Annotated in this window: 27 protein-coding genes; 18 read left to right on the forward strand and 9 right to left on the reverse strand. The window is 75.1% G+C overall.

The window, feature by feature from the left end; translation table 11 throughout:
* Positions 1-93: 93 nt before the first annotated feature.
* The 4 genes from SH587_RS03655 to SH587_RS03670 all read left to right on the forward strand — a co-directional run bounded on the left by SH587_RS03655 (position 94) and on the right by SH587_RS03670 (position 3,481).
* A complete protein-coding gene (locus tag SH587_RS03655; protein WP_320669206.1) occupies positions 94-285 on the forward strand; it encodes a hypothetical protein in 192 nt (63 codons plus the stop codon).
* Positions 282-749, forward strand: a complete 468-nt coding sequence (locus SH587_RS03660) for a SixA phosphatase family protein (RefSeq protein WP_320669207.1) — start codon at positions 282-284, stop codon at positions 747-749. The genes SH587_RS03655 and SH587_RS03660 overlap by 4 nt, the downstream gene beginning before the upstream one ends.
* A gap of 9 nt (positions 750-758) precedes the next feature.
* Entirely contained in the window at positions 759-1,673 is a 915-nt protein-coding gene (locus SH587_RS03665) for a DNA-formamidopyrimidine glycosylase family protein (RefSeq protein ID WP_320669208.1), read from the forward strand.
* 95 nt (positions 1,674-1,768) lie between these two features.
* Positions 1,769-3,481: an FAD-dependent oxidoreductase gene (locus SH587_RS03670; RefSeq protein WP_320669209.1), complete on the forward strand. Its 1,713-nt coding sequence runs from the start codon at positions 1,769-1,771 to the stop codon at positions 3,479-3,481.
* On the opposite strand, the gene SH587_RS03675 is transcribed toward SH587_RS03670, so the two are convergent.
* Both SH587_RS03675 and SH587_RS03680 read right to left on the reverse strand, forming a co-directional pair.
* Positions 3,478-4,443 (reverse strand): NADP-dependent oxidoreductase, encoded by a 966-nt coding sequence (locus SH587_RS03675; RefSeq protein WP_320669210.1) that lies wholly within the window; start codon positions 4,441-4,443, stop codon positions 3,478-3,480. The two genes, SH587_RS03670 and SH587_RS03675, sit on opposite strands and share 4 nt — an antisense overlap.
* Entirely contained in the window at positions 4,443-5,411 is a 969-nt protein-coding gene (locus tag SH587_RS03680; protein WP_320669211.1) for an alcohol dehydrogenase catalytic domain-containing protein, read from the reverse strand. Before SH587_RS03680 ends, SH587_RS03675 begins: the two co-directional genes overlap by 1 nt.
* 122 nt (positions 5,412-5,533) lie before the next feature.
* Between SH587_RS03680 and bcp the strand changes: the two genes are divergently transcribed.
* Positions 5,534-6,010 (forward strand): thioredoxin-dependent thiol peroxidase, encoded by a 477-nt coding sequence (gene bcp, locus SH587_RS03685; protein ID WP_320669212.1) that lies wholly within the window; start codon positions 5,534-5,536, stop codon positions 6,008-6,010.
* A gap of 24 nt (positions 6,011-6,034) precedes the next feature.
* On the opposite strand, the gene map is transcribed toward bcp, so the two are convergent.
* Positions 6,035-6,775: a type I methionyl aminopeptidase gene (gene map / locus SH587_RS03690; protein WP_320669213.1), complete on the reverse strand. Its 741-nt coding sequence runs from the start codon at positions 6,773-6,775 to the stop codon at positions 6,035-6,037.
* A 29-nt stretch (positions 6,776-6,804) separates the two neighbouring features.
* A complete protein-coding gene (locus SH587_RS03695; RefSeq protein WP_320669214.1) occupies positions 6,805-7,485 on the reverse strand; it encodes a pentapeptide repeat-containing protein in 681 nt (226 codons plus the stop codon).
* A gap of 1 nt (position 7,486) precedes the next feature.
* Between SH587_RS03695 and SH587_RS03700 the strand changes: the two genes are divergently transcribed.
* The 3 genes from SH587_RS03700 (at position 7,487) to SH587_RS03710 (ending at position 9,794) form a co-directional block, all read left to right on the forward strand.
* A complete protein-coding gene (locus SH587_RS03700) occupies positions 7,487-8,575 on the forward strand; it encodes an SLC13 family permease (RefSeq protein WP_320669215.1) in 1,089 nt (362 codons plus the stop codon).
* A gap of 71 nt (positions 8,576-8,646) precedes the next feature.
* The gene (locus tag SH587_RS03705) at positions 8,647-9,093 is read left to right on the forward strand and encodes a hypothetical protein (protein ID WP_320669216.1); all 447 of its coding nucleotides are present in this window, start codon (positions 8,647-8,649) and stop codon (positions 9,091-9,093) included.
* Positions 9,090-9,794 carry an HAD family hydrolase gene (locus tag SH587_RS03710; protein ID WP_320669217.1) on the forward strand — a complete coding sequence of 235 codons (705 nt, stop codon included), beginning with the start codon at positions 9,090-9,092 and terminating at the stop codon, positions 9,792-9,794. Before SH587_RS03705 ends, SH587_RS03710 begins: the two co-directional genes overlap by 4 nt.
* A gap of 78 nt (positions 9,795-9,872) precedes the next feature.
* Here the strand turns inward: SH587_RS03710 and SH587_RS03715 are convergent, their stop codons facing one another.
* Positions 9,873-10,613: a Bax inhibitor-1 family protein gene (locus SH587_RS03715; protein WP_320669218.1), complete on the reverse strand. Its 741-nt coding sequence runs from the start codon at positions 10,611-10,613 to the stop codon at positions 9,873-9,875.
* 131 nt (positions 10,614-10,744) lie between these two features.
* On the opposite strand from SH587_RS03715, the gene SH587_RS03720 reads away from it, so the two are divergent.
* On the forward strand, positions 10,745-11,755 hold the full coding sequence (locus SH587_RS03720; protein WP_320669219.1) for a lysylphosphatidylglycerol synthase domain-containing protein: 1,011 nt from the start codon (positions 10,745-10,747) through the stop codon (positions 11,753-11,755).
* Here SH587_RS03720 and SH587_RS03725 read toward each other — a convergent pair.
* The gene (locus SH587_RS03725) at positions 11,752-12,018 is read right to left on the reverse strand and encodes a hypothetical protein (RefSeq protein WP_320669220.1); all 267 of its coding nucleotides are present in this window, start codon (positions 12,016-12,018) and stop codon (positions 11,752-11,754) included. The two genes, SH587_RS03720 and SH587_RS03725, sit on opposite strands and share 4 nt — an antisense overlap.
* A 56-nt stretch (positions 12,019-12,074) precedes the next feature.
* Entirely contained in the window at positions 12,075-13,076 is a 1,002-nt protein-coding gene (locus SH587_RS03730; RefSeq protein WP_320669285.1) for a class I SAM-dependent methyltransferase, read from the reverse strand.
* A gap of 234 nt (positions 13,077-13,310) precedes the next feature.
* Between SH587_RS03730 and SH587_RS03735 the strand changes: the two genes are divergently transcribed.
* A complete protein-coding gene (locus tag SH587_RS03735) occupies positions 13,311-14,276 on the forward strand; it encodes a hypothetical protein (RefSeq protein ID WP_320669221.1) in 966 nt (321 codons plus the stop codon).
* A 52-nt stretch (positions 14,277-14,328) separates the two neighbouring features.
* Positions 14,329-15,468, forward strand: coding sequence for a PQQ-dependent sugar dehydrogenase (locus tag SH587_RS03740; protein WP_320669222.1), 1,140 nt, complete (start codon positions 14,329-14,331; stop codon positions 15,466-15,468).
* Between the two features lie 5 nt (positions 15,469-15,473).
* Here the strand turns inward: SH587_RS03740 and SH587_RS03745 are convergent, their stop codons facing one another.
* A complete protein-coding gene (locus tag SH587_RS03745; protein WP_320669223.1) occupies positions 15,474-16,076 on the reverse strand; it encodes an arsenate-mycothiol transferase ArsC in 603 nt (200 codons plus the stop codon).
* A gap of 171 nt (positions 16,077-16,247) precedes the next feature.
* Between SH587_RS03745 and SH587_RS03750 the strand changes: the two genes are divergently transcribed.
* A complete protein-coding gene (locus SH587_RS03750; protein WP_320669224.1) occupies positions 16,248-16,841 on the forward strand; it encodes a hypothetical protein in 594 nt (197 codons plus the stop codon).
* Here SH587_RS03750 and SH587_RS03755 read toward each other — a convergent pair.
* Positions 16,838-18,259, reverse strand: a complete 1,422-nt coding sequence (locus tag SH587_RS03755; protein WP_320669225.1) for an FAD-binding oxidoreductase — start codon at positions 18,257-18,259, stop codon at positions 16,838-16,840. The genes SH587_RS03750 and SH587_RS03755 overlap by 4 nt on opposite strands.
* 22 nt (positions 18,260-18,281) lie before the next feature.
* Here SH587_RS03755 and SH587_RS03760 point away from each other — a divergent pair, with 22 nt between their 5' ends.
* The 6 genes from SH587_RS03760 (at position 18,282) to SH587_RS03785 (ending at position 25,694) form a co-directional block, all read left to right on the forward strand.
* On the forward strand, positions 18,282-19,592 hold the full coding sequence (locus SH587_RS03760; protein ID WP_320669226.1) for a hydroxyacid-oxoacid transhydrogenase: 1,311 nt from the start codon (positions 18,282-18,284) through the stop codon (positions 19,590-19,592).
* A gap of 174 nt (positions 19,593-19,766) precedes the next feature.
* Positions 19,767-21,230, forward strand: a complete 1,464-nt coding sequence (locus SH587_RS03765) for an NAD-dependent succinate-semialdehyde dehydrogenase (protein ID WP_320669227.1) — start codon at positions 19,767-19,769, stop codon at positions 21,228-21,230.
* A gap of 98 nt (positions 21,231-21,328) precedes the next feature.
* On the forward strand, positions 21,329-22,924 hold the full coding sequence (locus tag SH587_RS03770; protein WP_320669228.1) for a GMC family oxidoreductase: 1,596 nt from the start codon (positions 21,329-21,331) through the stop codon (positions 22,922-22,924).
* 111 nt (positions 22,925-23,035) lie between these two features.
* Positions 23,036-23,644, forward strand: a complete 609-nt coding sequence (locus SH587_RS03775; RefSeq protein WP_320669229.1) for an adenylate/guanylate cyclase domain-containing protein — start codon at positions 23,036-23,038, stop codon at positions 23,642-23,644.
* Positions 23,641-25,002 (forward strand): cytochrome P450, encoded by a 1,362-nt coding sequence (locus SH587_RS03780; protein ID WP_320669230.1) that lies wholly within the window; start codon positions 23,641-23,643, stop codon positions 25,000-25,002. The genes SH587_RS03775 and SH587_RS03780 overlap by 4 nt, the downstream gene beginning before the upstream one ends.
* Positions 24,999-25,694 (forward strand): TetR/AcrR family transcriptional regulator, encoded by a 696-nt coding sequence (locus tag SH587_RS03785; RefSeq protein ID WP_320669231.1) that lies wholly within the window; start codon positions 24,999-25,001, stop codon positions 25,692-25,694. The genes SH587_RS03780 and SH587_RS03785 overlap by 4 nt, the downstream gene beginning before the upstream one ends.
* Positions 25,695-25,734 lie beyond the last annotated feature (40 nt).

A 25,734-nucleotide genomic window follows, 5' to 3' on the forward strand; every position in this document is an offset into this window, starting at 1 on the left:
AGGGACTCGCGGCGACCGGTGGCGGGTGATTGGCTGGACGGCCAGCCGGGCGGGCGGTCGGGGCCGGCGACGGGCGGGGCTAGACTCGGGACCGTGACCGACGCACGACCGACGCGCTCCCGGACCGCCCGCGCGGTCGGGGCCGGCGTGGTGGTGGCCGGGGCGCTGGCGGCGCTGCTCTGGTCGCTCTGGCTGGCCACCGTCGGCCGGCTCTTCGCCGCCGTCCGCGGACCGCGCTGGCGCGGCCGCCGACGGCCCGCCCGACCGCTGGCCGAGGGCCGATGAGCGCCCCCCGCGAGCTGCTGCTGCTGCGCCACGGCACGGCCGAGGACCACGGCGTGCGGCCCGACGCCGAACGCGACCTGGTCGCCCGCGGCGAGCGCCAGGCGACCGCCGCCGGCCGCGCGCTGGCACGGCTGGAGCTGGTCCCCGACCTGGTGCTGGCGTCGCCCAAGGTGCGAGCCTGGCGGACCGCGGCGCTGGCCGGGGCGGAGCTGGGGCTGGAGCCGGTCGAGCACGGCGCGATCGTCGGCCTCGACCGCGACGAGGCGCTGCTGGCCGCCGGTCTCGGCCAGCGGGTGATGCTGGTCGGCCACGAGCCCGACCTCTCGCAGGTGGTCCACGACCTGACCGGCGCTCGCTGCCGGATGCGCAAGGGCGGGCTGGCGATCGTCGAGCTGGAGGGCAGCCGCGGCGAGCTGCAGGCGCTGCTGCGACCACGCGACCTGCTGCGGATCGCCGGCGCCTAGACTCGCGACATGCCCGAGCTGCCCGAGATCGAGGCGACCGTCCGGCTGCTGGACGCGGCGGTCCGCGGGGCCACGATCGACAGCGCCCGCGCGCCGGGGCTGGCGACGATGCGGACCTTCGCGCCGCCGCTCGACGCGCTCGCCGGCGGCGTCGTCGGCGGCCTCCGGCGGCGCGGCAAGCTGCTGCTGGTCGACGTCGAGGGCGGAGCGCTGGAGGGGCCGGCGACGCTGGTCGTCCACCTGATGAGCGCCGGCCGGCTGCAGCTGTGGGAGAAGCGCGCCGGTCCCCGCGACCGGACCGTCCGGATCGTGATCCGGCTGGTGGGCGGCGCCGACGGCTTCGACGACGAGCGCGAGCTGCGGCTGCGCGAGTTCGGCACCAAGCAAGCGGCCTGGGGCAAGCTGCTCCCGCGCGAGCAGGTCGACGAGGACGAGACCGTCGCGCACCTGGGGCCGGAGGCGTGGCCCGACCCGCCGGACCTGAGCGACCTGCCGCCGCGGCGGACGCTGCGCGGCGCGATCCGCGACCAGCGGGTGATCGCCGGGATCGGCCGCACCTGGTCGGACGAGATCCTCTGGACCGCCCGGCTGGCCCCGCTGCGCCGCTGCGGCGACCTCGACGACGAGGAGCGGGCGCGGCTGCGGCAGGCGATGATCGACGTCCTCGGCGGCGCCCTGCGGCTCTACGAGGAGGGCGGTCCCGGGCCCGACGGCAAGGACCGCAAGCCGCTGCGGCTGCCGCTGCCCGACAAGCTGCCGCTGCCGCTCCAGGTCCACCGCCGGACCGGCGATCCCTGCCCGCGCGACGGCACCACGCTGCTCGCCGTCCACTACGAGGACGACGAGATGACCTACTGCCCGACCTGCCAGACCGGCGGCAAGCCCTACAAGGACCGCCGGCTGTCGCGGCTGCTGAAGGACTGAGCCGGCGCCCGGCCCGCACGGGGCACCCGGCGACCCGCTAAGGTGACGCAGGCGTCACGTTTGTGCGGGCGCCGGTGGACGGAGCGGAGAAGAGCATGAGCCTCAGCAACGGTGATGGGCAGTTCGACGTCGACTGGGTCGTCGTCGGATCGGGCTTCGGCGGCAGCGTCAGCGCGCTGCGCCTGGCCGAGAAGGGCTACTCGGTGCTCGTGCTGGAGCGCGGCGAGCACTTCGACGACGGCACGATGCCGAAGTCCAGCTTCGACCTCCGGCGCTACTTCTACGCCCCCAAGCTCGGGCTCCGCGGGCTCTTCAAGCTGACGGTCTTCCGCGACGTCTTCGTGGCCTCCGGGGCCGGCGTCGGCGGCGGCAGCCTGGTCTACGCGATGACGCTCTACGTGCCGCCGAAGGCCTTCTTCGAGGACCCGCAGTGGCGGGATCTGGGCGACTGGCGGACCGAGCTCGCCCCGCACTACGAGACCGCGCAGCGGATGCTCGGCGTGACCGACGTCGAGGAGGACGACCGCGCCGACCAGTGGCTGAGGGAGTACGGCGAGGAGACCGGCGTCGGTGCGACCTACCGCAAGACCCGCGTCGGGACCTACCTCGACACGCCGGGCCAGACGGTCGCCGATCCCTACTTCGGCGGCGAGGGACCGGACCGCAAGGGCTGCGTCCGCGAGGGCCGCTGCATGCTCGGCTGCCAGCACGGCTCGAAGAACTCGACGACCAAGAACTACCTCTGGTTCGCCAAGAAGCGCGGCGCCCGGATCGAGGCCCGCCGCGAGGTCGTCGACCTGCGCCCGATCGGCGGCGGCAAGGGCGAGCTGGGCTGGGAGGTCACCCACGAGCGGACCGGCGCCTGGCTGCGCAAGGACCGCAAGCTGATCCGGGCCCGCGGCGTGGTCAGCGCCGGCGGCGCGCTCGGCACCAACGAGCTGCTGGCCCAGGCGAAGCTGAACGGCAGCCTGCCCGACGTCTCGCCGCAGCTCGGCGAGCTGGTGCGGACGAACAGCGAGGCGGTGCTGGCCGTGACGGTGCCGCCCGGCGAGGCCCAGAACCTGGTCCGGCGGGTGGCGATCACCTCCTCGATCTACCCCGATCCGGCGACCCACATCGAGACGGTCACCTACGGCAAGGGCGGCGGCTCGATGCGCTGGCTCTTCACCGTCCTCGTCGGCGACGGCAGCCGCCTGACCCGGCCGCTGAAGTGGATCGGCCAGATCCTCCGTCACCCGCGCTGGTTCCTGGAGCTGATGTTCCGTCCCGGCTGGTCGGAGCGGACGGTGATCATCCTCGTGATGCAGACGCTCGACAACGCGATCAGCCTGCGGGCGAAGCTGCGCCGCAACGGGCGGGTCAAGCTCCAGACCGAGCAGGACCCGAACAAGCCCAACCCGACCTTCATCCCGGTCGCCAACCACTTCGCGGAGTGGCTGGCGCGGCGGACGAAGGGCGTGCCCGGCTCGTCGATCTTCGAGGCGACGATGAACGTGCCGACGACCGCCCACTTCATCGGCGGGGCGGCGATCGGGGCCGATCCGGCGAGCGGCGTCGTCGACCGCGACCACCGCGTCTTCGGCTACGAGAACCTGCTGGTCTGCGACGGCGCGGCGATCCCGGCCAACGTCGGGGTCAACCCGTCGCTGACGATCACGGCGATGAGCGAGCACGCCATGAGCACGATCCCGTCGAAGGACGGGCGCGAGGTGGTGCCGTTCGGCAGCCAGCCGATCGCGGCCAAGACGGCCAGCGGCGAGCCGGCGCCGATGCCGGAGGCGACCGCCGCCGCCGGCGCGATGGCCTAGCCGTCGACCCGCAGCACCAGCTTGCCGCGGACCGCGCCGCCCTCGATCAGCTCGTGGGCGCGCGCGGCCTCGGCCAGCGGCAGCACCTCGGCCACCGTCGGCCGCAGCATCCCGCGCTCGACGGTGCCGGTCAGCAGCTGCAGCTCGAGGCCGTCGGGGGCGACGAAGACCCGCGGGCCGCGGACGTCGTCGCGCGGCGGCGGGTCGCCGGCGCTGGCCGAGGGCAGGGTCAGGACCGCGCCGCCGGGGCGGACGATCGAGAAGGCCCGCGTGCGGTCGTCGCCGCCGATCCCGTCGAGCACCAGGTCGACCGGCTCGATCGCCTGCGTGTAGTCGGTCGTCGTGCGGTCGATCAGCTCCTGGGCGCCGAGCCCGCGCAGGAAGTCGAGGTTGGCGGTCGAGCCGACGGCGATCACGTGGGCGCCGAGGTCGGCGGCGATCTGGACCGCCAGGTGGCCGACGCCGCCCGAGGCCGCGGTGATCGCCACCCGCTGGTTGGTCTCCAGCCCGCCGGCGTCGACCAGCGCCTGCCAGGCGGTCAGGCCGCCCATCGGCAGCGCCGCGGCCTGCTCGTCGCTGAGCGAGCGCGGGGAGCGGCTGAGCTGGCTGACGTGGGCGACTGCGTACTCGGCGTAGGCACCGGCCGCGCGCGGGAAGCCGACCGTGCCGAAGACGCGGTCGCCGATGGCGAAGCGGGCGACCCCGAAGCCGACCTCGGCGACGGTCCCGGCCAGGTCCCAGCCGGGGATCCAGGGGAAGCCGTCGGCCCCGTCGCGGCGCAGGAAGCCACTGGCCCCGGCGCCGCGGCGGGTCTTCGCGTCGACCGGGTTGACGCCGGCGGCGGCGACCCGGATCAGGACCTCGCCGGGGCCGGGCGCGGGCCGCGGGACCTCGCGCAGCTCGAGCACGTCGGGCTCGCCGGGCGCGGGCGCGACGATGGCGCGCATGGTGGGGGAGGGCATCACGGGGTCCGTTCGGTCGGAGGGGCGATCACGATCGTGCCGCCGGCGTCGCCGCGGTGCTCGACGTAGGCGTGGGCGTCGCGCGGGTCGTCGATCGGCGGGCCCGCGTCGAGGGTCGGCCGCACGATCCCCTCGGCCAGCAGCAGCACCGCGGCCTGCAGCGCCTCGCGGCCCGGCGGCGGCACCCGCGGGGCGCGGACCTGCTTGCCGGCGGCGTCCTCGGGCGGCGGGCTGGCCAGCGACAGCAGCAGCCCGCGGCGGTCGGTGGCGGCCAGCGCCTGGTGCATCGGGTGGTGCTCGTGGAGCGGGCCGGGCTCGTCGACCTGGGTCACGACGACGTCGGCCTGGGTCGCGACGGCGGCGTAGGGCACCAGCCGCTCGTCGATCGTCTCGCCGGCGCCGAGGGCGGTCAGCTCGTCGAGCCGGTCGTCGCCGGCCACGGCCACCACCCGCGCCCGGCGGTCGGCGGCGAGCTGGACCGCGGCGCGCCCGATCGCGCTGGTGGCGTGGGTCACGAGCACCCGCCGGCGGGGCAGGTCGCCGGCCAGCTCGAGCGCCTGCCAGGCGCTGGCGGCGGGGCCGATGGTGGCGGCCAGCGGGCGGTCGTCGAGCCCGTCGGGGACGGCGACGAAGGCCGCGGCGGGGGCGGTCACGTGGCTGGCGCAGGCGCCGGGCGCGATCCCCGCCACCCGCGTCCCGGGGCCGAGGTCGGCGACCCCGGGGCCGACCCGGCGGACGACGCCGACCAGGTCGCTGCCGGGCGTCCAGGGAAAGGCGGCGGGCGGCTCGCCGGGCTGCGGGCGGCCGGCCCGCAGCCGCACGTCGCGGGGGGTGACGGCGACCGCGCGGACCTCGACCTCGACCTCGCCGGGGCCGGGCGCGCGGCGCGGCCGGCGCGCGACCCGCAGCACCGCGGGCGACCCGGCGGCGGTGGCGAGCAGGACGGTGGCGTGGTCGGCGTTCGGCATCGGGGGCGGCGCGGGGCGGGGCGGGCGCCGCCGATCGTACGACGCCGGTGGCGCGGGGCCGTCCGCGCCGGTCGGTCTGCGAGGATCGGCGGCCCGTCCCCGACGATCCCCCGGAGGATCCGTTGCCGCTGCCCGAGGTGGGCGACACCGCCCCCGACTTCACCCTCCCCGCCGCCGACGGGTCGACCGTCACGCTCTCGGAGCTGCGGGGCCAGTGGGTGGTGCTCTACTTCTACCCCAAGGCGAGCACCCCCGGATGCACCACCCAGGCGTGCAGCATCCGCGACAACCACGACGCCTACGCCGAGCGCGGCGCGCGGGTCCTCGGCGTCTCGCCCGATCCGGTCGCGCGGGTCGAGAAGTTCGTCGCCCAGCAGGACCTGAACTTCACCCTCCTGGCCGACGAGGACCACGCGGTCTGCGACCTCTACGGCACCTGGGTCGAGAAGTCGATGTACGGCAACAAGTACATGGGCGCCTCGCGCTCGACGCTGGTGATCGACCCCGGCGGCGTCGTCCGCCACGTGTTCGCGAAGATCGCGCCGAAGGAGCACGACAAGAAGGTGCTGAAGGCGCTCGACGCGCTGCAGGCGGCGTAGCGGGGCGGCGCGGGGCGCGCCGCGTCAGCCGGTCAGCACCGCCGGCCGGCGGTCGCGGACCACGATCGTGTGCTCGACGTGGACCGAGAGCGAGCCGTCGGCGGTGGCGATCGTCCAGCCGTCGTCGCGGGTTTCCAGTCGGGTCGAGCCGGCGGTCAGCATCGGCTCGACGGCCAGCACCAGGCCGTCGTGGAGGCGGGTCCGCAGCCGCGGCATGTCGACGTTGAAGACCGACGGCTCCTCGTGCAGGCCGCGGCCGATCCCGTGGCCGGCCAGCTCGGCGAAGGGCCGGGTGCCGTGGCGATGGGCAGTCCGCTCGGTGGCGCGCCCGATCGCCGACAGCCGCGCGCCGCTGGTGGCGACGGCCAGCGCGTCGCGCAGGCAGGCCCCGGCGGCGCCCAGGAGCCGCCGGCCGGCGGGGGTCGGGCGGCCGACCGGGACGGTGATCGCGGCGTCGGCGAAGAACCCGTCCAGCTCCGGCGTCACGTCGAGGGTCACCAGGTCGCCCTCGCGCAGGACCCGCGGGCCGGGCACGCCGTGGACGACCTCCTCGTTGACCGAGATGCAGATCGTGCCCGGGAAGCCGTAGGTCGACGCCGGGGCCGAGGTCGCGCCGTGGCGGGCGAAGATCGCCGCCGCGTGCTCGTCGAGCGTGCCGGTCGCGATCCCGGGCCGGACCTGCTCGCGGAGGCTGCGCAGCGTCTCCCCGACGAGCGCGCCGACCCGCCGCATCCCCGCCAGCTCCTCGGCGCTCTCGATCGTCATGGGGCAACCCTAGATGAGGCGCGGCGCCGTCACCCGTCGAGCAGCGTGATCCCGAGCGCGCCGGCGAAGACGCCGGCCGAGGCCATGATGTCCGACCACGGCATCTGGACCCCGCGCAGCTGCTCGAGCGCGCGGGCTCCCTCGAGCCGGCAGTCGCGCATCGTCACTCGCCGGAAGCGGGCGTTGGTGAAGTCGACCTCGCGCAGGTCGCAGCGCTCGAAGGCGACCTCCTCGGCCTGGACGTCGATCAGGTCGGTGCCGTTGAGCGCGCAGTCGCTGAACGAGACCCGCCGCAGCCGGCTGGCGGTCAGCGAGCCGAGGTCGAAGCGGCAACCGTCGAAGGCGACGTCGTCGAGCGCGCCCGACGTCCAGCGGAGGCCGGTCAGCCGCACCCGCCGCAGGGCCACCCGGCGGGCGCCGGCGTCGCGGAGGTCGGCGTTGGCCAGGCTGCCGCCGCGCAGCTCCAGGTCGTGGAGCGAGAGCCGCGGCAGCACGGCCCCGGTCAGGTCGAGCATCTCGCCGCGGGCCTCGCCGATCGTCAGCGAGCGGGCGCGGAGCGGATCGTCGGCCATCCCGTCGAGCAGCACCCCCTCCAGCCGCTCGTCGTCGGGCCACCCGGCAGCGGGCAGCGGGGTCGCCGTCAGCTGCTCCGGAATCCGGGGCGCGGCCGGCGGGCGCGGGGCGTTCGACGGGGTGCGAGACGCGGCCATCGTGCGATCCTCACACGTCCTGGCACCGGTCGTCGCGAGCTCGCACCTGCTACCCGCCATCGGCGCGGCGTGGCCCCCGTTCGCCCTCGTGGCGGGATTGCTGCTGCTCGGGGTCGTGGCCGAGCACCGGGGCCTCTTCCGGCGGCTGGGCGCGGGACTGGAGCGGCTTCCGGGCCCGCCCTGGCTGTTGGTCGTCGCGGCGCTCGGGCTGGTGGTCGCGGTGACGGCGGTGCTCAACCTCGACACCGCCGTGGTCTTCGTGACGCCGGTCGCCGTCCATGCCGCGCGCCGGCGGGGGATCGATCCGCGACCGGTCGCCTACGGGGCCTTGACGATGGCCAACGCCGGCTCGTTGCTGCTGCCGGGGGCGAACCTGACCAACCTGCTGGTCGGCGACCTGCCGGCCGGCGGCGCGCGCTGGCTGGTCGAGGTCGCTCCGGCGGGCCTGGCCGCGGCCGCGGCGGCGCTGGCGGTGGTGCTGCTGCGCGACCGGCGGGCGTGGCGGGCCCCGGCGGCGGCCACCGTGCCTCCGGCGCGCGTCCCGGCCGCGCGCGGCGACCGCGCGCTGATGGCCGCGATCGGGCTGGCGGGGGCGGCGATGGTGGTCCTCTCGCGGCCGGCGCTGCCGGTGCTGGCGATCGGGCTCGCGGTGGCGGCGGTCGCCGTCGGCCGGGCCGGCCTCGAGCGGCGGACGGTCATGCGGGCGGTCGGGCCGGTGGTGCTGATCGGGCTGCTGGTGGTCGTCGCCGCGCTCGGCTGGCTGGCGCGCGCGTGGACGGGCCCGGCCGGGCTGGTCGCCGACAGCGGGCCGTTGGCGACGGCGGCGATCGGCGCGCTGGCGGCGGTGCTGCTCAACAACCTGCCGGCGGCGGCGCTGCTCGGGGCCGGCCATCCCGCCCATCCGGAGGCGCTGCTGGTGGGGCTGAACCTGGGGCCGAACCTGTTCGTCAGCGGGTCGCTGGCCGCCTACCTGTGGTGGCGCGCGTGCGCCGGAGCGGGGGTCGACGTCGGCCTCCGCGGGCTGCTCTCACGGGCCCCGCTGGCGGTCCTCCCGGCCGTTCTCGCCGCGCTCCTGCTGCTGCCGCGCTGACCCCCGCGGACGGCCTCGATGCAGGCGACGGCCGAGCACGTCAGAATCCCGGACCGATGCGTACGATCCGCGTGTTCCCACTTGCCGCGGCGCTGCTGGCGCTGGGTGCCACCGGCTGCGGCACGTCCTTCGGCAAGGACGACCCGCAGACGGCCGTCCGCGACTTCCTCGGCGAGGCGCTGGCGCAGCAGAACGGCCAGCGCGCGTGCGACTACCTGACGCAGGAGGCGCAGCAGAAGATCGCCGCCGCCCAGGGCGTCGGCGGGGCCTGCCGCGACTCGTTCGAGAAGGCCTACCTGGTCGACGACGGCGACATCGTCCAGGACACCGCCGCCGTCAACGACCTCGATTACTCGACCCAGGTCGACGGCGACACGGCGACCGTCACGGTCAAGGCCGGCGACCGCGAGCTGCGGTTCGAGCTGGAGCACAGCGGCGGCCTGGGCAACCTCTACGAGCCCGAGACGCCGTGGCGGATCGTGGGCGGCGCCGAGCCCCTGGTGACCGGGGCGGCGTGAGCCGTCCGACGGCCGTCGGCGGGGGCCTGCACCCCCACGGCCAGCGGCCGGCCGCCGTCATCTTCGACAACGACGGGACCTTCCTCGAAACCGAGGGGGTCTGGTCACGGGCGGAGGAGACGCTCTTCGCCCGCCGCGGGGTCCCGTTCCTGCCCGAGCACAAGCGCCACCTGCTGGGCAGCAGCTTCGACGCGGCCTCGCGCAAGCTGGAGGAGTTCCTCGACCATCCCGGCGGCGGCGCGGTGCTGATGGCCGAGCTGATCGAGCTGGTCTACGCCGAGCTGGACGGCGACGTCCCGGCGATGCCCGGTGCCGTCGAGCTGGTGACGACCCTGAAGGCCGAGCGGGTGCCGGTGGCGATGGCCACCAACGCCGCCCGCGGCTTCGCCACCAAGGCGCTCGACCGCGCGGGCCAGTCGGACGCGTTCCCGGTCGTGCTGACCGTCGAGGACGTGGCGGCCCCGAAGCCGGCGCCCGACCTCTACCTGGCCGCCGCCGAGGCGCTCGGCGTCGACCCGCGGGCCTGCGTGGCGGTCGAGGACAGCCCGACCGGCGTCGCCTCGGCGCGGGCGGCGGGGATGACCGTGATCGGCGTCGCCAACCACCCCGGGATCGTCCTCCACGACGCGCACCACGTGCACGTCTCGCTCGAGGACCCGGCGGTCTGGGCCCTGCTCGGGCTGCCGGCGCCGGCGCTGTAGGGGGCCCGGAACGCGGAACGGCCGCCCGGTGGGCGGCCGTCCCGAGATGCGACGCGTCCACGAACGCCAGGCGCCGCCCTAGTCGTTGCCGAAGAGGCTCAGCAGCGAGACGAAGATGTTGTAGATGCCGATGAAGATGCCGGTGGCGATCCAGACGACGTCGTCCTCGGTCGCCCGCTGGCGGAGGACGTTGAAGTAGACGACGATCGCGACGGCCGAGAAGCCGCCGATCGCCAGGCTCACCAGATCGCCGGCGATCCCGCCACCGCCGCCGAACAGCAGCATGCCCCAGCTGATCGCGACCACGACCAGCAGGCCGATCGAGAGCGGCTTCATCCACGGCGACAGGTCCTTCGCCACCAGCGAGCCACCGGCGCCGGCGGCGACCACGACCAGCGCGGTCGTCCCGGCGGCCTTGGTCACGGCGTCGGGCTTGACCTCGAGGAAGGTGTAGAGGACCGGGCCGAGGCCCAGGCCGAGCAGCAGCGCGGCGGCGAAGAGGACGGCCATGCCGCCCGGGCCGCTGCGCAGCGAGCTGATGAAGTTCGAGGCGAAGAGCAGGACGATCGCGCCGATCGTGCAGCCCATCGCGGCCCCGCGGGAGAGCGGCTCGGCGTCGCCCGGACCGCCGCCCAGGTACGACCCGAGGACGGTGAAGCCGATCGCGACGGCGACCAGGAACATCGTCTGCGCCAGCAGGGCCCCGTAGGAGGCGCGCTGGGCGGTGGCGGTGGAAAGGGAGTAGGTCTCCGGCATGGTGTGGTGGGGGTCGCGCTGGTCGACCCGGGCCGGGAGGGCGGTGACGCCCGTCCCATCCACGGGACGTTGACGCCTCCGAGGGTAGAGCACGGAGGCGCGGATGTGGCGCGTTCGCGCCATATCGGCGGCGGTGCGCCACCGATCGTCCGGGTCTCGGACGCTCCGGGGCCCGCGCCGCGTAGGCTTGCGGGGTGCCCGTCGGCCCGTCGTCCCCCGCTGCGCCGCCCCTCGCCGGGGTCAGCGAGGTGTTCGACTCGATCGGCTCCTTCTTCGAGCGGATCGCCAGCGTCAACTTCGTGCCGCTGGCGATCGGGCTGCTCTGCTTCGTCGTCTACCTGTCGATCCGCTCGCGGGCGTTCTTCAACGTCCTCCGGGCCGCCTACCCGACCGAGACGATCCAGTGGCGGCGGATCTGGGGCGCCTACATCGCCGCCTACGGCTTCAACAACGTGATCCCGGCCCGCGGCGGCGACGTGATCAAGGTCTTCCTGGTCAAGACCTCGGTGCCGCGCTCGACCTACCCGGCGGTGACGGCGTCGATGATGGTCGAGGCGGTCTTCGACGCCACGATCGCGATCCCGATCCTGATCTTCGCCTTCACCCAGGGCGTCTTCCCGAAGCCGCCGGACTTCGCCAGCCTCGGGGCCTTCGACCTCTCGTTCATCGCCTCGAACCCGCAGCTGACGCTGTTCATCCTGACCTTCGTCGCGGTCGCGCTGCTGGTCCTGTTCGCCGTCCTCTCCGAGCGCGCGCGGCGGTTCTGGGCCCGGGTCAAGCAGGGCCTGGTGATCCTCGGCGACCGCCAGCGCTTCTTCCGCGAGGTCTGGCTGGTCTGCTTCACCGGCTACCTCTTCCGGCTGGCCGCCTTCTGGATGCTGCTGGAGGCGTTCCACGTCGGCGGCTCGGTCCGCAACGTGCTGCTCGTGCACGGGATCAACGCCGTCGCCGCGCTGATGCCCTTCACCCCCGGCGGGGCGGGCGTCCAGCAGGCGTTCATGGTCAAGGTCTTCGCCGGCGCCGCGACCGGGGCGACGGTGGCGGCCTACTCGGTCGGCCAGCAGATCGCGATCGCCGTCGTCTGCCTCGGCGTCGGCTTCGTCGCGCTGCTGAAGATCTTCGGCTTCCGGTCCTTCAAGGAAGTGATCGCCGCCGGCAAGGAGCACCGGTCGGCGGAAGCCGCCGGCGGGGCGCCGCCGGCCTAGCCGAGGCCCTGGCGGGCCTCGCGCACCAGGGTGACCGCCTCCGGGAAGACGGTCGCCATCACGCTGCGGATCTGCTGGGCCTGCTCGTCGGCGTTGCCCTGGACGTTGACGCGGTTGATCGCCGCCACCGTCATCTGGACCGCGAGGCCGATCGCGTTGTCGGCCCACGCCAGCTTCTGCTGACCCTGCATCTGCTCGGCGAACTCCATCATCCGCCGCTGCAGCTCGTCCGGATCGCCGAACAGTCCACCGAAGCCTTCCATGGACCGATCGTAGCGGGCCGCTGGGGCCGGCTCCGCAACGCGCCCGGCCGCGCCGCTCAGCCGTCGGCCGGCCGGCGGGCGACGAGCGCCATCGTGCCGCCGTGGCCGAGCGCTCCCGCCAGCGCCTCGACCGCCGCCACCAGCGGCACCAGCGGCAGCGCCAGCAGCGTCACCGCCAGCGCCAGCGGCCGCGGCCGCTCGGCCCGCTTGAGGACGTGGAACAGGTGCGACGTCGTCCCGGTCAGGCGGTTGACCAGCGACTGCCACATGCCGAACGGGTTGTGCTCCAGCAGCACCTGGTGGACGGCCAGCACCTGCAGGCCCTGGTCCTCGGCCAGCTGCCGGAGGCCGGCCGGGGTCAGGTGGACCCGGTGGCGGGGGACGTCGAGGTGGAACCAGCGACGGCCGCCGATCCGGGCCTGCCACGAGCCCAGGTTCGGCACGCCGACCAGCAGCACCGCGCCCGGCCGCAGCCAGTCGCGGATCGTGGCCAGCGCGGCCCCGGGGTCGTCCAGGTGCTCGAGCACGTGCCACAGCGTCGCCGCGTCGAGCGACGCCGGCGCGACCGCGGCGTCGTCGATCATCGCCCGCTCCAGCGCGACGTCGTAGACCGCCCGCGCCGCCTCGACGCCGCGCGCCGACGGCTCGATCCCGCGGGCGTCCCAGCCGGCCGCGCGGGCCGCGGCCACGAACCGCCCGCGGCCGGCGCCGACGTCGAGCAGCCGCCCGCGCTGGCCGGCGGGCCGGTGGCGCTCGACCAGCCGCAGCCGCTGGCGGTCGAACGCGGCCAGCAGCGGCGCCGCCGCGCCGGCCCCGCGCGGACGCCGGGTCGCGTAGCTGCCGGCGTCGTGGGCGGCGGAGAAGGCCGGCGCCGGTCCGCCGGTGACCGCGGTCCCGCAGAGGACGCAGCGGCGGAGCGGCACCTCGCCCGGCAGCGACGGCTCGCCCGAGGGCGCGTTCCGCCAGCGCGCGAGCGGCCCGCCGCACGCCGGGCACGCGCTGGGCGCGTCGCCGCTCGCGGGCGTCACGGGGCCGGCGTCGGTCGTCGGGTCGGGCATCGGCACGCGGCAACGGTAGCGCCGGTCCGTAGAATGCCCCGCCGTGGCTCGACTCAGTCCCCGACAGCGCGCCTGGCGTGGCCGGTTGGAGGTCGCCCTGCGGCTGACCGCCCCGGTCCTCGACCTCGTCGTCGGGACGGCCGAGCGGGTCGGACGGGCCGGCGCCGGAGCCGAGCACGCCGTTTCGCAGCGCGTCGCTCCGCGCCTGCGGCGGATCCGTCACGGAGGTGGCGCATGAGCACGCAGCGAGAGCGGCCGGTCCGCGTGATCCCCGACGCCCTCGATCCCGAGGAGACGAAGGCGATCGAGCGTCGCTGGCTGCCCCGCGCCGGGGTCCTGGCGCTGCTGGCCGGCATCCTGCCGCTGATCGGCGTCGTGCTCGAGATCGGCGTCAGCCGCGACCGCCCGCGCGACGCCGGCCACGTCGTCTCGGTCGCCGACGCGATCACGCGCTACGCGGCCGGCGACCAGGGCCAGGGCCTGCACGGCATCCAGGCCGAGACCGCCGCCGTCTACGGCGACCACACCGCCGAGCTGATCGGCTCGGCCCTGCTCAGCGGCCTCGGCGCACTGCTGCTGGCGCCGGTCCTCTTCGGCCTGCTGCGCGCGGCCTACCGCCGCCGCCCGTCGTTCCCGACCTGGTTCATGTGGCTGCCGGTCGTCGGCTCGGTCGTGTTCGGGATCGGCGGCACCGCGGCGCTGGTCTACGACGCCTTCCAGCGCCAGGACTTCTCGAACCTGCCGCTCGCCGCCCAGACCAACATCGCCGCGACCGACGTCCTCAACGCCTCGCGCGACGACCTGACCGCGCTGGTGCTGGTCGGCAGCTTCGGCCAGATGTTCGTCGCCGTCGGCGTCGGCGCCGCCGCGCTGAGCGCGATGAACGTCGGCCTGCTGACCCGCGTGATGGGGATCGTCGGCGTGATGATCGCCGTCTTCACCGTCGTGCCGCTGATCCAGGGCACGCCGATGCTGCGGTCGTTCTGGCTGATCGCGATCGGGCTGATCCTGCTCGGCCGCTGGCCCGGCGGCCGGCCCGAGGCGTGGGCCGCCGGCGTGCCGCGTCCGTGGCCGACCCGCGCCCAGCAGATCGAGGCCGCCGAGCGCGCCCGCGAGGCGAAGGCCTCGGCCGCGGCGGCCGAGAGCGAGCCCGCGCCGACGCCGAAGAACAGCGGCAACCGCCGCAAGCGCCGCAAGTAGCCGCGACCGGCCGGGCCTGGCGCCCGGCCGCCCGCTGCGGCAGGCTTGGCGCATGCGCGCTCGGTCGCTCCTGCTCGCCGCGGTCCTCACGACGCTGCCGCTGGCCGCCGCCGGCTGCGGCGACGGGGACGGCGACCGCGCCGGCGATCCGCCGACCACGACGGCGCCGGCCGCCAGCGACCCGGCGCCCAGCGACGACGCGGCTCCCGACGCCCCGGCGATCACGACGATCGCCCGCGGGCTGGAGGTGCCGTGGGGGATCGCGTTCCTGCCCGACGGCGACGCGCTGGTCGCCGAGCGGCCCGGCCGGATCGTGCGGATCGGCGCCCGCGACCAGCGGCTGCGGACGGTCCGGCGGATGCCCGGCGTGGCCGCCGACGGCGAGGGCGGCCTGCTGGGGCTGGCGGTCTCGCCGCGGTTCGCCCGCGACAGGCTGGTCTACGCCTACCTGACCACCGCCGAGGACAACCGGGTGGTCCGCTTCCGGCTCGACCGCCCCGAGGCGGCACCGACGCCGATCTTGACCGGCCTCGCCCGCGGGGCGATCCACGACGGCGGCCGGATCGCCTTCGGGCCCGACGGACGGCTCTACGTCGGCGTCGGCGACACCGGCGACCCGGCGCTGGCCCAGGACCGGGACGCGCGCAACGGCAAGATCCTGCGGATCGCCGCCGACGGGTCGATCCCGGACGACAACCCGATCGGCGGCTCGCCGGTCTGGTCGCTCGGCCACCGCAACGTCCAGGGGCTGGCCTGGGACGGGGCCGGGCGGCTGTGGGCCAGCGAGTTCGGCCAGGACCGCTGGGACGAGATCAACCTGATCCGGCCGGGCCGCAACTACGGCTGGCCGCGGGTCGAGGGCCACGGCACCGGCGGCGGCGCCTACGTCGATCCGCTGGTGACCTGGCCGACGTCGGAGGCGTCGCCGAGCGGGATCGCGATCGTCGGCGACCAGCTCTACGTGGCCGCGCTGCGCGGCGAGCGGCTGTGGCGGGTGCGGCTGCCGTCGGCGGTCCGCGGCGGCCCGACCCGTCCCGGTCGGCCGCAGGCGCTGCTCGCCGGGCGCCTCGGGCGGCTGCGGACGGTGGTGGCGGCGCCGGACGGGTCGCTCTGGATCGCGACCTCGAACCGCGACGGCCGCGGCCGGGTCCGCGAGGGCGACGACCGGATCGTGCGGCTGGCCGTCCGCTGAGCGGCTCAGGCCAGCTGCTCGCGGGCCAGGCGGTGGGCCAGCGACATCGGGAACGGTCCCGGCCGCACGGCGTTGCGGGCGCCGGCCTCGACGATTCGCAGCGCGTGCTCGGCGGCGGCCCGGATCTCGTGCGGCGAGCGGCGGCCGCCGAAGCGGCGGGCGAGCGCCAGCAGCAGCCGCATCAGCCGCCGCTCGTGTTCGTCGGGCGGGCGGCGGGCGTCGTCGATCCGCTCGCGGACGAGGGTCGTCACCCGCTGCTCGATCTCGTCGCGGATCCGGCGGACCTCGTCGATCGGGGCGCCGGCCGGGTCGTCGATCGGCCACTCCTCGACGGCACGCGCGACGAAGCTGCAGCGGCCGTCGCAGCTGAGGGTCACCGCCAGGCTGGCCCGCAGCTGCTCTTCGACGGTCAAGAGCCGTGGTCGCCGGCGGGAGAGGTCGAGCCCGCGCTCGCGCATCGCCTCGACGACCGCGGGATGGATCCGCTCCCCGGGCCGGGTGCCGGCGGTGTCGGCGCGGACGTCGGCGGGCGCCAGCCGGTCGAAGAAGGCGGCGGCCATCTGTGATCGGCCCGCGTTCTGCGTGCAGACGAAGAGGATGTGCCTCACGAGCGGTCTCCGATCGTAGACCCGATCCGCGGTACGGGGGAGAACGTTTTGCTGATCGCCGCCCGTTTCTGGACGTTCGTTCCGCGAGGCCGAGTTGTCACGCGCCAGGTTGGGGCGGGAGCGCCCGGGTGCGCCGCGAGGACGCGGAAACGATCATCTAGCCTTCGGCCGATGGACGCGCGGTTCCACGACCGGGTCGACTTCGTCTGCAGCTGGACGGTCGACGAGCCGATGGAGCGCGCCTCGCACGCGGTCGTCGACGACGGACGGGTCTGGCTGATCGACCCGGTCGGATGGGAGCCGGCGCTGGAGCGGGTCGCCGCCCTCGGCACCCCGGTCGGCGTGCTCCAGCTGCTCGACCGCCACGAGCGCGACGGCGACGCGATCGCCCGCCGGCTCGGCGTGCCGCTGCTGCGGCTGCCCGACGCGCTGCCCGGGACCCCGTTCGAGGTCGTGCCGCTGATCCGCCGGCGGTGGTGGAACGAGCACGCGCTCTGGTGGCCGCGGCGGCGGGTCCTGATCGTGCCCGAGGCGGTCGGCACCGGCTCCTACTTCGCCGTCGGTGCCGGCCCGCTCGGCGTCCACCCGATGCTGCGCCTGACCCCGCCGCGGGCGCTGCGTCCCTTCGACCCCGAGCACCTGCTGGTCGGCCACGGGGCGCCGCTCCACGACGGCGCCTCGGCGGCGCTCGCGACGGCGATCGACCGCTCCCGCAGCGACATCCCGCGCGGGCTGGCGCGGCTGCCGAAGCTGCTGCGGGGCTAGACCGGCAGCTTGCGGCCGGGGTTCATGATCCCGGCCGGGTCGAGCGCCGCCTTGACCGCCGCCTGCGCGGCCAGCAGCGGCGGGTCGAGCCGGGCCGCGGCCTCGCGCTTGACCAGGCCGATCCCGTGCTCGCCGCTGAGCGCGCCGCCCAGCTCGTGGGCGACGTCGAGCATCGCGTGGGCGGCGTCCTCGGCCCGGGCCAGCGCCGCCGCGTCGGTGCGGTCGACGAGCACGGTGGCGTGGAGGTTGCCGTCGCCGGCGTGACCCCACGAGGTGACCTCGACGCCCAGCCGCTCGCCGAGCCGGTCGATCGCCTCCAGCGCCTCGCCGAGCCGGTGGGCGGGGACGACCAGGTCCTCGGAGAGCTTGCCGCCGCGGGCCGCGGTGACCGCCAGCGAGACCCCGTCGCGCCAGCGCCAGAGCGCGTCGACCGCGGCCCGCTCGGTCGGGGCGTGGACCCGCAGCGCGTCGGGCGCGATCGCCTCGGCCAGCAGCCGGGCCTCGATCCGCGCCACCTCGGCCTGACCGAGCGCCTCGACCAGGACGCCGAAGCGGGCGCCGTCCGGCAGCCCGCCGGGGAACGACGCCGCGCCGGCGGTCAGCGCGACCCCGTCCAGGAACTCGATCGCGGTCGGCACGACGCCGCTGGCCATCGTCGCCGCCAGCGCGGCCAGCCCGGCCTCGCGGTCCGCGTAGACGGCCACCGCGGGCAGTGCCAGCTCCGGCGCCGGCTGCAGCTTCAGCGAGACCTCGGTGATCACGCCGAGCGTCCCCTCCGAGCCGCAGAGCAGGCCCAGCAGGTCGAGCGTCTCGACGTTCTTGCGGACGCGGCCGCCCAGCCGCACCCGCTCGCCGTCGCCGAGCACCGCCTCGACGCCGGTCAGCCACGAGCGGATCGGCCCGTAGCGGAACGAGCGCGGTCCGCCGGCGTTGGTGGCGACGTTGCCGCCGATCAGGCACGACTCGGCCGATCCGGGGTTGGGGGCCAGGAACAGCCCGGCCTCGAGGCAGCGGCGCTGGACCTCGGCGGTCACCATCCCGGCGGGGAAGCTGGCCGTCCAGTCCTCGGGCACCAGCAGCGGCGACCCGCTCAGGCGATCGGTGGCCAGCACCACCGCCGGCGGGTCGTCGTCGGCCGCGCCCGGGACCGCGCCGCCCGAGAAGCCGGTGCCGCCGCCGCGGGGGACGAGCGGCACGCCGGCGCCGGCCGCCCAGCGGACGACCGCGGCCACCTGGTCGGCGTCGGCGGGGGCGACGGCGGCCAGCGCCCGGCCGCGGAGCCCGCGCGACTCGGTCGCGTCCTGCAGCAGCTCGGCGCGCTCGACCGGGGCCTGGACGTGGGCCTCGCCGACGATCCGGGAGAGGTCGCGGGCGAGAGCGGCGGCGTCGCGGGCGACGGTCGGATCGGCACGGACCATGGCGATGTTGTATCGATGCGCCATGACCACGGCGCACGAGACCGTCTTCACGCTCGAGGCCACCCCGATCAAGTACGGGTCGGGCGCGGTCGCCGACGCCGGCTGGGAGCTGGCCCGGCTCGGGGTCCGGCGGGCGTTCCTCGTCACCGATCCGGGGCTCGCCGCGCAGGGGATCCCCGACCGGGTCCAGCGGGCGATCGAGGCCGAGGGGATCGCCGTCGTGCGCTTCGACCGAGCCCGCGTCGAGCCGACGATCGGCTCGCTCCAGGAGGCGGCCGACGCGGCGCTGGCGGCCGGGGTCGACGGCGTCGTCTCGGTCGGCGGCGGCTCCTCGATCGACACCGGCAAGGTCGCGGCGCTGGTCGTCTCCGAGGCCCGCGGGCGCAGCGACGACGCGGTCCCGCCGATCATCGACTACGTCAACGCCCCGGTCGGCGGCGGCCGCGCGCCGTCGCGGCCGCTGCTGCCGCACCTGGCGATCCCGACCACCTCGGGCAGCGGCTCGGAGGCGACCACCGTCGCGGTCCTCGACCTGCCCGAGCTGCGGGTCAAGAGCGGCATCTCGCACCGCTACCTGCGGCCGGCGCAGGGGATCGTCGATCCCGACCTGACCCGCACGCTGCCGGGCGAGGTGGTCTCGGCGACCGGGCTCGACGTCGTCTGCCACGCCGCCGAGAGCTTCCTCTCGCAGCCCTTCGACCGCCGCCCGCGCCCGGCCGGTCCCGCCGACCGGCCGCCGTACCAGGGCGCCAACCCGGTCGCCGACGTCTGGTCGGCGAAGGCGCTGGAGCTGGGCGGCCGCTACCTGCGGCGGGCGGTCGCCGACGCCGACGACCTGGAGGCGCGGGGGGCGATGATGCTCAGCGCGACGATGGCGGGGGTCGGCTTCGGCTCGGCCGGGGTCCACATCCCGCACGCCTGCGCCTACCCGATCGCCGGGCTGAAGCACGTCCACCGGCCGGCGGGCTATCCGGACGACCACCCGTTCGTGCCGCACGGGCACGCGGTGATCGTGACCGCGCCGGCCGCCTTCCGCTTCACCTACGAGGCGATGCCGGAGCGTCACCACCAGGTCGCCGGGCTGCTGCTGGGCCTGCGGGTCGATGAGCTGGAGCCGGCCGGCCACGCCCTCGGCCCGGAGCTGCTGCCGACCGTCCTCCGTCAGCTGATGACCGACGTCGGCGCGCCGAGCGGGATCGGCGCGCTCGGCTACGACGAGCAGGACGTCCCGGCGCTGGTCGAGGGAGCGCTGAAGCAGCAGCGGCTGCTCCAGATCGCGCCCCGTCAGCCGCGGGCCGAGGACCTGGCGGAGATCCTGCTGGCGTCGCGCTGAACCCCCCCGGTCGGCGGCCCGGCGGGGGACTAGGCTGGCGGGAGCGGTCGGGACGTCGGCCGACGAGCCCGGAGGCGCGACAGCCCGTCGCGTCCAGGCGCCGGAGGCGATCCGTCAGGCTGCGAACAGGAGCGGTCCGCGCCCCGGATCCACCACACGCGACAGGAGACTGGCATGGCTGAGACGACGACGACCGAGCTGCCGCTGCGGGTGCCCGCGAGGAGCCTGATCGACGGTGAGTGGACGGCGCTCGATGGTGCCACGTTCGCGGTCACCGACAAGGCTGACGACAGCGAGCTGGTGCACGTTCCCGACGCCAAGCCGGAGGATGTCGACGCGATCATGGAGGGCGCGTGGGAGGGGTTCGTCGCGTGGCGTGACACGCCGGCGCGGGAGCGGGCGGAGGCGTTGCGGCGGGCGTTCGATCTGGTGGAGGAGCGGTCGGAGGAGTTGGCGAGGTTGATGTCGTTGGAGATGGGCAAGGCGTTGCCTGATTCTCGCGGCGAGGTCGCCTACGCCAATGGGTTCCTGCGCGAGTACGCGGAGCGGGCGACGCGGATCGAGGGTCGTAACGCGTTTCACGAGTCGACGGGTGGGCGGATCTTGACGCAGCGCGATCCGGTTGGTCCGTGTGTGTTCGTGACGCCGTGGAACTTTCCGTTGGCGATGGGGACGCGGAAGATCGCGCCGGCGTTGGCGGCGGGGTGTTCGGTGGTGGTCAAGCCGCCGCATCAGACGCCGTTGACGATGCTCGCCCTGGCGGGAATCCTGCTCGAGGCCGGGGTGCATCCGAAGGCGATCTCGGTCGTGACGACGACCGATTCGCGGGGTGTCACGGCGAAGTTGATCGATCATGAGCGGACGGCGAAGTTGTCGTTCACGGGGTCGACGCCGGTGGGGCGGGCGTTGGCGGAGCAGGGTGGTCGGGCGTTGTTGCGGATGTCGATGGAGTTGGGGGGCAACGCGCCGTTCTTGGTCTTCGACGACGGTGACGTGGCGGCGGCGTTGGAGGCGGCGAAGATCGCGAAGTTCCGCAACGGTGGCCAGGCGTGCACCTCGGCCAACCGGTTCCTGGTGCACGAGGCGGTGGCGGAGGAGTTCACCAAGGGGCTGGTCGAGATCGCCAACGGATTCGTCCTCGGCCCCGGCACCGATCCGAAGACGACGCTTGGGCCGATGATCGACGACCACGCGGTCGCGAAGGTCCGCGAACTCGTCGACGACGCCGTTGCGCGTGGCGCGACGGTTGCGGCGGGTGGGTGTGAGAAGGCGGAGGGCCGCTACTTCCCCGCGACCGTTCTCACCGATGTGCCGCCGGATGCGCGGATCTTGCACGAGGAGGTCTTCGGCCCCGTCGCGCCGGTGACGGTGTTCCGGGACGAGGAGGAGGCGATCCGGTTGGCCAACGACACCGAGTACGGCCTCGTCGCCTACTTCTTCTCCGAGAGCAACAGCCGCGTGCTGCGGGTGTCGCGGTTGCTGGAGGCCGGGATGATTGGCGTCAACGTCGGCCTGGTCTCCAACCCCGCCGCGCCGTTCGGTGGGGTCAAGGCGTCGGGGTTCGGTCGTGAGGGCGGACCGGAGGGGCTGGACGAGTACCTCAACCACCGCTACGTCGCCATCCCCGACCCTCGTTAGCCGGGCCGCACCCCCCGTGGCCCCACCCCAGGGGCCTCGGGGGCCGTTGTGGCCAAAACACTGCCACCGCGCGGCCGTGATCGGCGAGGCTGCGGGCCATGCCCTCCGCGGACTACGTCATCGTCGGTGCCGGCTCGGCGGGCTGCGTGCTCGCCAACCGCCTGTCGGAGGACCCCTCCACCCGGGTCCTGCTGCTGGAGGCCGGCGGCAAGGACGCCGGCCCGAACGTGCGGATCCCGGCCGCCTTCGCCAACCAGTTCCACACCAAGCTCGACTGGGACTACTCGACCGAGCCGGAGCCGGGCTGCGCCAACCGCCGGCTCTACATCCCCCGCGGCAAGATGCTCGGCGGCTGCAGCTCGATGAACGCGATGCTCTACGTCCGCGGGCGGCCGCTCGACTACGACCTGTGGGAGGCCCAGGGAGCGACCGGCTGGGGCTGGGACGACGTCCGCCCCTACTTCCTGAAGTCGGAGGACAACAGCCGCGGGGTCAGCGAGCACCACGGCGTCGGCGGGCCGCTGAAGGTCACCGACCCGAAGGATCCGCGGCCGCTGAACCAGAAGATCCTCGATTCGTTCGCCGCCGCCGGGGTGCCGCGGACCGACGACTACAACGGGCCCGAGCAGGACGGGGCCACGATGTTCCAGGTCACCCAGCGCAACGGCCGCCGCTGGAGCGCCGCCGACGCCTTCCTGCGGCCGGCGATGAAGCGGCCGAACCTGGAGGTCGTCACCCACGCCCACGTCCAGCGGGTCGAGCTGGACGGGACGAAGGCGGTCGGCGTCCGCTACCGCGACAAGAAGGGTGCCGAGCACGTCGCCCACGCCGCCCGCGAGGTGATCGTCGCGGCCGGCGCGATCGGCTCGCCGCAGATCCTGATGCTGTCCGGGATCGGCCCGGCGCAGGAGCTGCAGGACGTCGGCGTGCCGGTCGTCCACGACCTGCCCGGCGTCGGCCGCAACCTCCAGGACCACCCGATGCTGACCGTCCTGTGGGAGGTCAGCGACCAGCAGACGCTCTACGGGGCCGACAAGCCGGCGAAGCTGGTCCAGTGGCTGGTGCGGCGCAACGGCCCGCTGACCTCGACCGCCGCCGAGTCGGTCGCCTTCTGGCGCAGCCGGCCCGGCCTGCCCGCGGCCGACATCCAGTTCCACAACGGCGCGCTCTTCTACGAGCAGCACGGGGCGGTGACCTTCGACGGCCACGCCGCGACGATCGTCCCGGTGCTGGTGGCCCCGAAGAGCCGCGGCACGATCACGCTGCGCTCGCCCGACCCGGCGGCGGCGCCGGCGATCCTGACCAACTCGCTGACCGAGCGCGAGGACATCGACGCGATGGTCTCGGCGGTCAAGTTCGCCCGCCAGGTGGCCGCCGGCGGCCCCTTCGCCTCGACGATCGTGCGCGAGCTGCACCCCGGGGCCGAGGTCCAGAGCGACGACGAGATCGAGGCCGCGGTTCGCGAGCGGATCGAGCTGATCTACCACCCGGTCGGGACCTGCCGGATCGGCACCGACGCCGACGCGGTCGTCGACCCCGAGCTGCGGGTGCGCGGGATCGAGGGCCTGCGGGTGGCCGACGCGTCGGTCTTCCCGGTGATCCCGGGCGGCAACACCAACGCGCCCACCTACATGGTCGCCGAGCGTGCGGCCGACCTGGTCCGCGGCCGCGTGGCCGCGCCGGCCGCGGCCTGAGCGGGGCCGGGGCAGCAAGCGGCGTCATTTCGCCCCTCCTTCGCCGGGGGAGGGGCGAGATGACACCACTTGGCCTTGCATACCGGTCGGTATCCGAATACTCTCCGGTACGTGAACTCGGTCGCCGAGCGCCACAGCTTCCTCTTCGCCGACCTGGTCGGCTTCACCACGCTGACGGCGGAGGACGGCGACGACCGCGCGGCCGAGGTCGCCGTCGGCTTCTTCGCCACCGTCCGGGAGCTGCTGCCCGCGCACGCGGCCGACGAGGTCAAGACCCTCGGCGACGGCGTGATGCTGCGCTGCGACGACCCGCTGCTCGCCGCCCGCCTGGGGCTGGCGATCGTGGCCGAGCACGAGCGCCGCGACGCGCCGCCGGTCCGGGTCGGCATCCACACCGGCCCGGCCGTCCGCCGCGGCGACGACTGGTACGGCATGACCGTCAACGTCGCCGCCCGGCTCTGCTCGGCGGCCGGCGGCGGCGAGGTGCTGGTCAGCGCCGCCACCGTCGAGGCGGTCGGCGACCCCGGCGGCGGGCTGGCCTTCGGCGAGCGCCGCCTGCACTGGCTGAAGAACGTCAACGACCCCGTGCCCGCCCATCCGGTCCTCGCCGTCGAGCGGCGCGTGGTCCCGTGGTGCGACGGACGGGAGCGGCGGGCCGTGGCGGCCTGGCGCGGCGGCCGCGAGCGCGGGCGCGCACGGATCCAAGGAGCGACCACATGAGCACCACCAGCCTCCCGCCCGGCCCGCGGATGCCGCGCGCCCTCCAGACGACCGGGTTCATCACCCGCGGCCCGTCGTTCCTCAAGCGCTGCCAGCAGCGCTACGGCGACATGTTCACGCTCCGGATCAGCGGCGAGGGCAACTGGGTGATGCTCGCCGACCCGGCCCACGTCAAGCAGGTCTTCACCGGCTCGCCGCAGGTCTTCCACGCCGGCAAGGGCAACCAGATCCTGCTGCCGCTGCTGGGCGACCACTCGGTGCTGCTGCTCGACGAGGACGCCCACATGCGCCAGCGCAAGCTGCTGCTGCCGCCCTTCCACGGCAAGCGGATGGCCGGCTACGGCGAGCTGATGGAGCAGGCCGCCCGCGACGAGATCGCCAGCTGGCCGATCGGCGAGCCGCTGGCCGCCTGGCCGCGGATGCAGAACATCACGCTCGAGGTGATCATGCGGGCCGTCTTCGGGGTCGAGGACGCCGCCCGCCTGGACGAGGTCCGGACCGTCCTGACCACGCTGCTGGAGCGGGTCACCCACCCGGTGACGATGGCGATGGTGGCCACCCTCGGCCCGCACCGCTTCCGCGAGCTGGGGATCGTCAAGCGCCACTTGGAGCCGGCCGACGAGGTCGTCTTCCGCCTGATCCGCGCCCGCCGCGAGGCCGCCGACCTGGAGCAGCGCGAGGACATCCTCTCGCTGCTGCTGCAGGCGACCCACGAGGACGGCCGCCCGATGAGCGACCAGGAGCTGCGCGACGAGCTGATGACGCTGCTCGTGGCCGGCCACGAGACGACGGCGACGACGCTCGGCTGGGCGCTGGAGCGGCTGGTCCGCCACCCCGACAAGCTGGCGCGGCTACGGGCCGAGGTGCTGGCCGGCGAGGACGCCTACCTGGACGCGGTCGTGACCGAGACGCTGCGGCTGCGGCCGGTGCTGGCGATCGTCGTCCGCGAGCTGCAGGAGGACGTCCAGATCGGCGACCACCTGCTGCCGAAGGGCACCCGCGTGACGCCCTGCATCCAGCTGGTCCACCGGCGGCCGGACATCTACCCCGACCCGGACGCCTTCCGGCCCGAGCGCTGGCTCGACCAGAAGCCGGGCACCTACACCTGGTTCCCCTTCGGCGGCGGCGTCCGGCGCTGCCTCGGGGCCAGCTTCGCGCTCTTCGAGAGCAAGCGGGTGCTGGCCGCGATCGTGGCCGGCGTCGACCTGGTGCCGGAGACGCCGGAGGGCGAGCAGATCCGCCGCCGCGCGATCACCCAGACGCCGGCCCACGGCGCCCGGGTCGTCGTCCGCGAGCGGCTGGCGCCGCCGCCGGCGCCGGTCGCCGAGCCGGTCGCCGCCGGGGCGGGTGGGCGATGAGCGGGGAGCGCTTCCGCGACGGCGTCCCGGCGCCACCGACGCCGCCCGACCCGCCGGCGCCGCCCGGCCGCCGGACCCGCAAGCAGCAGCAGGAGCACACCCGCACCTGCCTGCTGCGCTCGGCGGCGACGCTCTTCACCCGCAAGGGGATGCAGCAGGCGTCGATCGACGAGATCGCCCAGGACGCCGGCTACACGAAGGGCGCCTTCTACGCGAACTTCAAGAACAAGGAGGAGCTGTTCCTCGCGATGCTCGACGAGCGCTTCGCCGAGCGGTTCGAGGAGATCGACCGGGTCGTCCACCAGGACGCCGCGATCGAGGACCAGGCCCGCCAGGCCGGGATCGACTTCATCCGCGCGATCCGGGCCGACGAGCAGTGGTCGCGGCTGTTCTTCGAGTTCGCCGTCTACGCGTCGCGCAACGAGGAGTTCCGCCAGGAGCTGGTGACCCGCCACCGGGCGCTGCGCGGCCGGATCGCCGACCTCTTCGAGGAGCGCGCCCGCCAGCTCGACTGGACGCCGCCGATCAGCGCCGCGGAGGCCGCGCGGATGACCTTCGCGATGGCCAACGGCGTCGCCCTCGAGCAGCTGCTGGAGCCCGAGGCCGACTCGGCCGAGCTCTACGGGACGATGCTGACCGCGTTCTTCACCGGCCTGCGGGCGGCCTCGGCCGACGCCCCCGCGCCCCGCTGAGCCGCCCCGCGGTGACGTTCCGGACGCCTGGCGACCGCAA

It is taken from the genome of Patulibacter defluvii, from assembly GCF_034096925.1.
Classification (GTDB): domain Bacteria; phylum Actinomycetota; class Thermoleophilia; order Solirubrobacterales; family Solirubrobacteraceae; genus Patulibacter; species Patulibacter defluvii.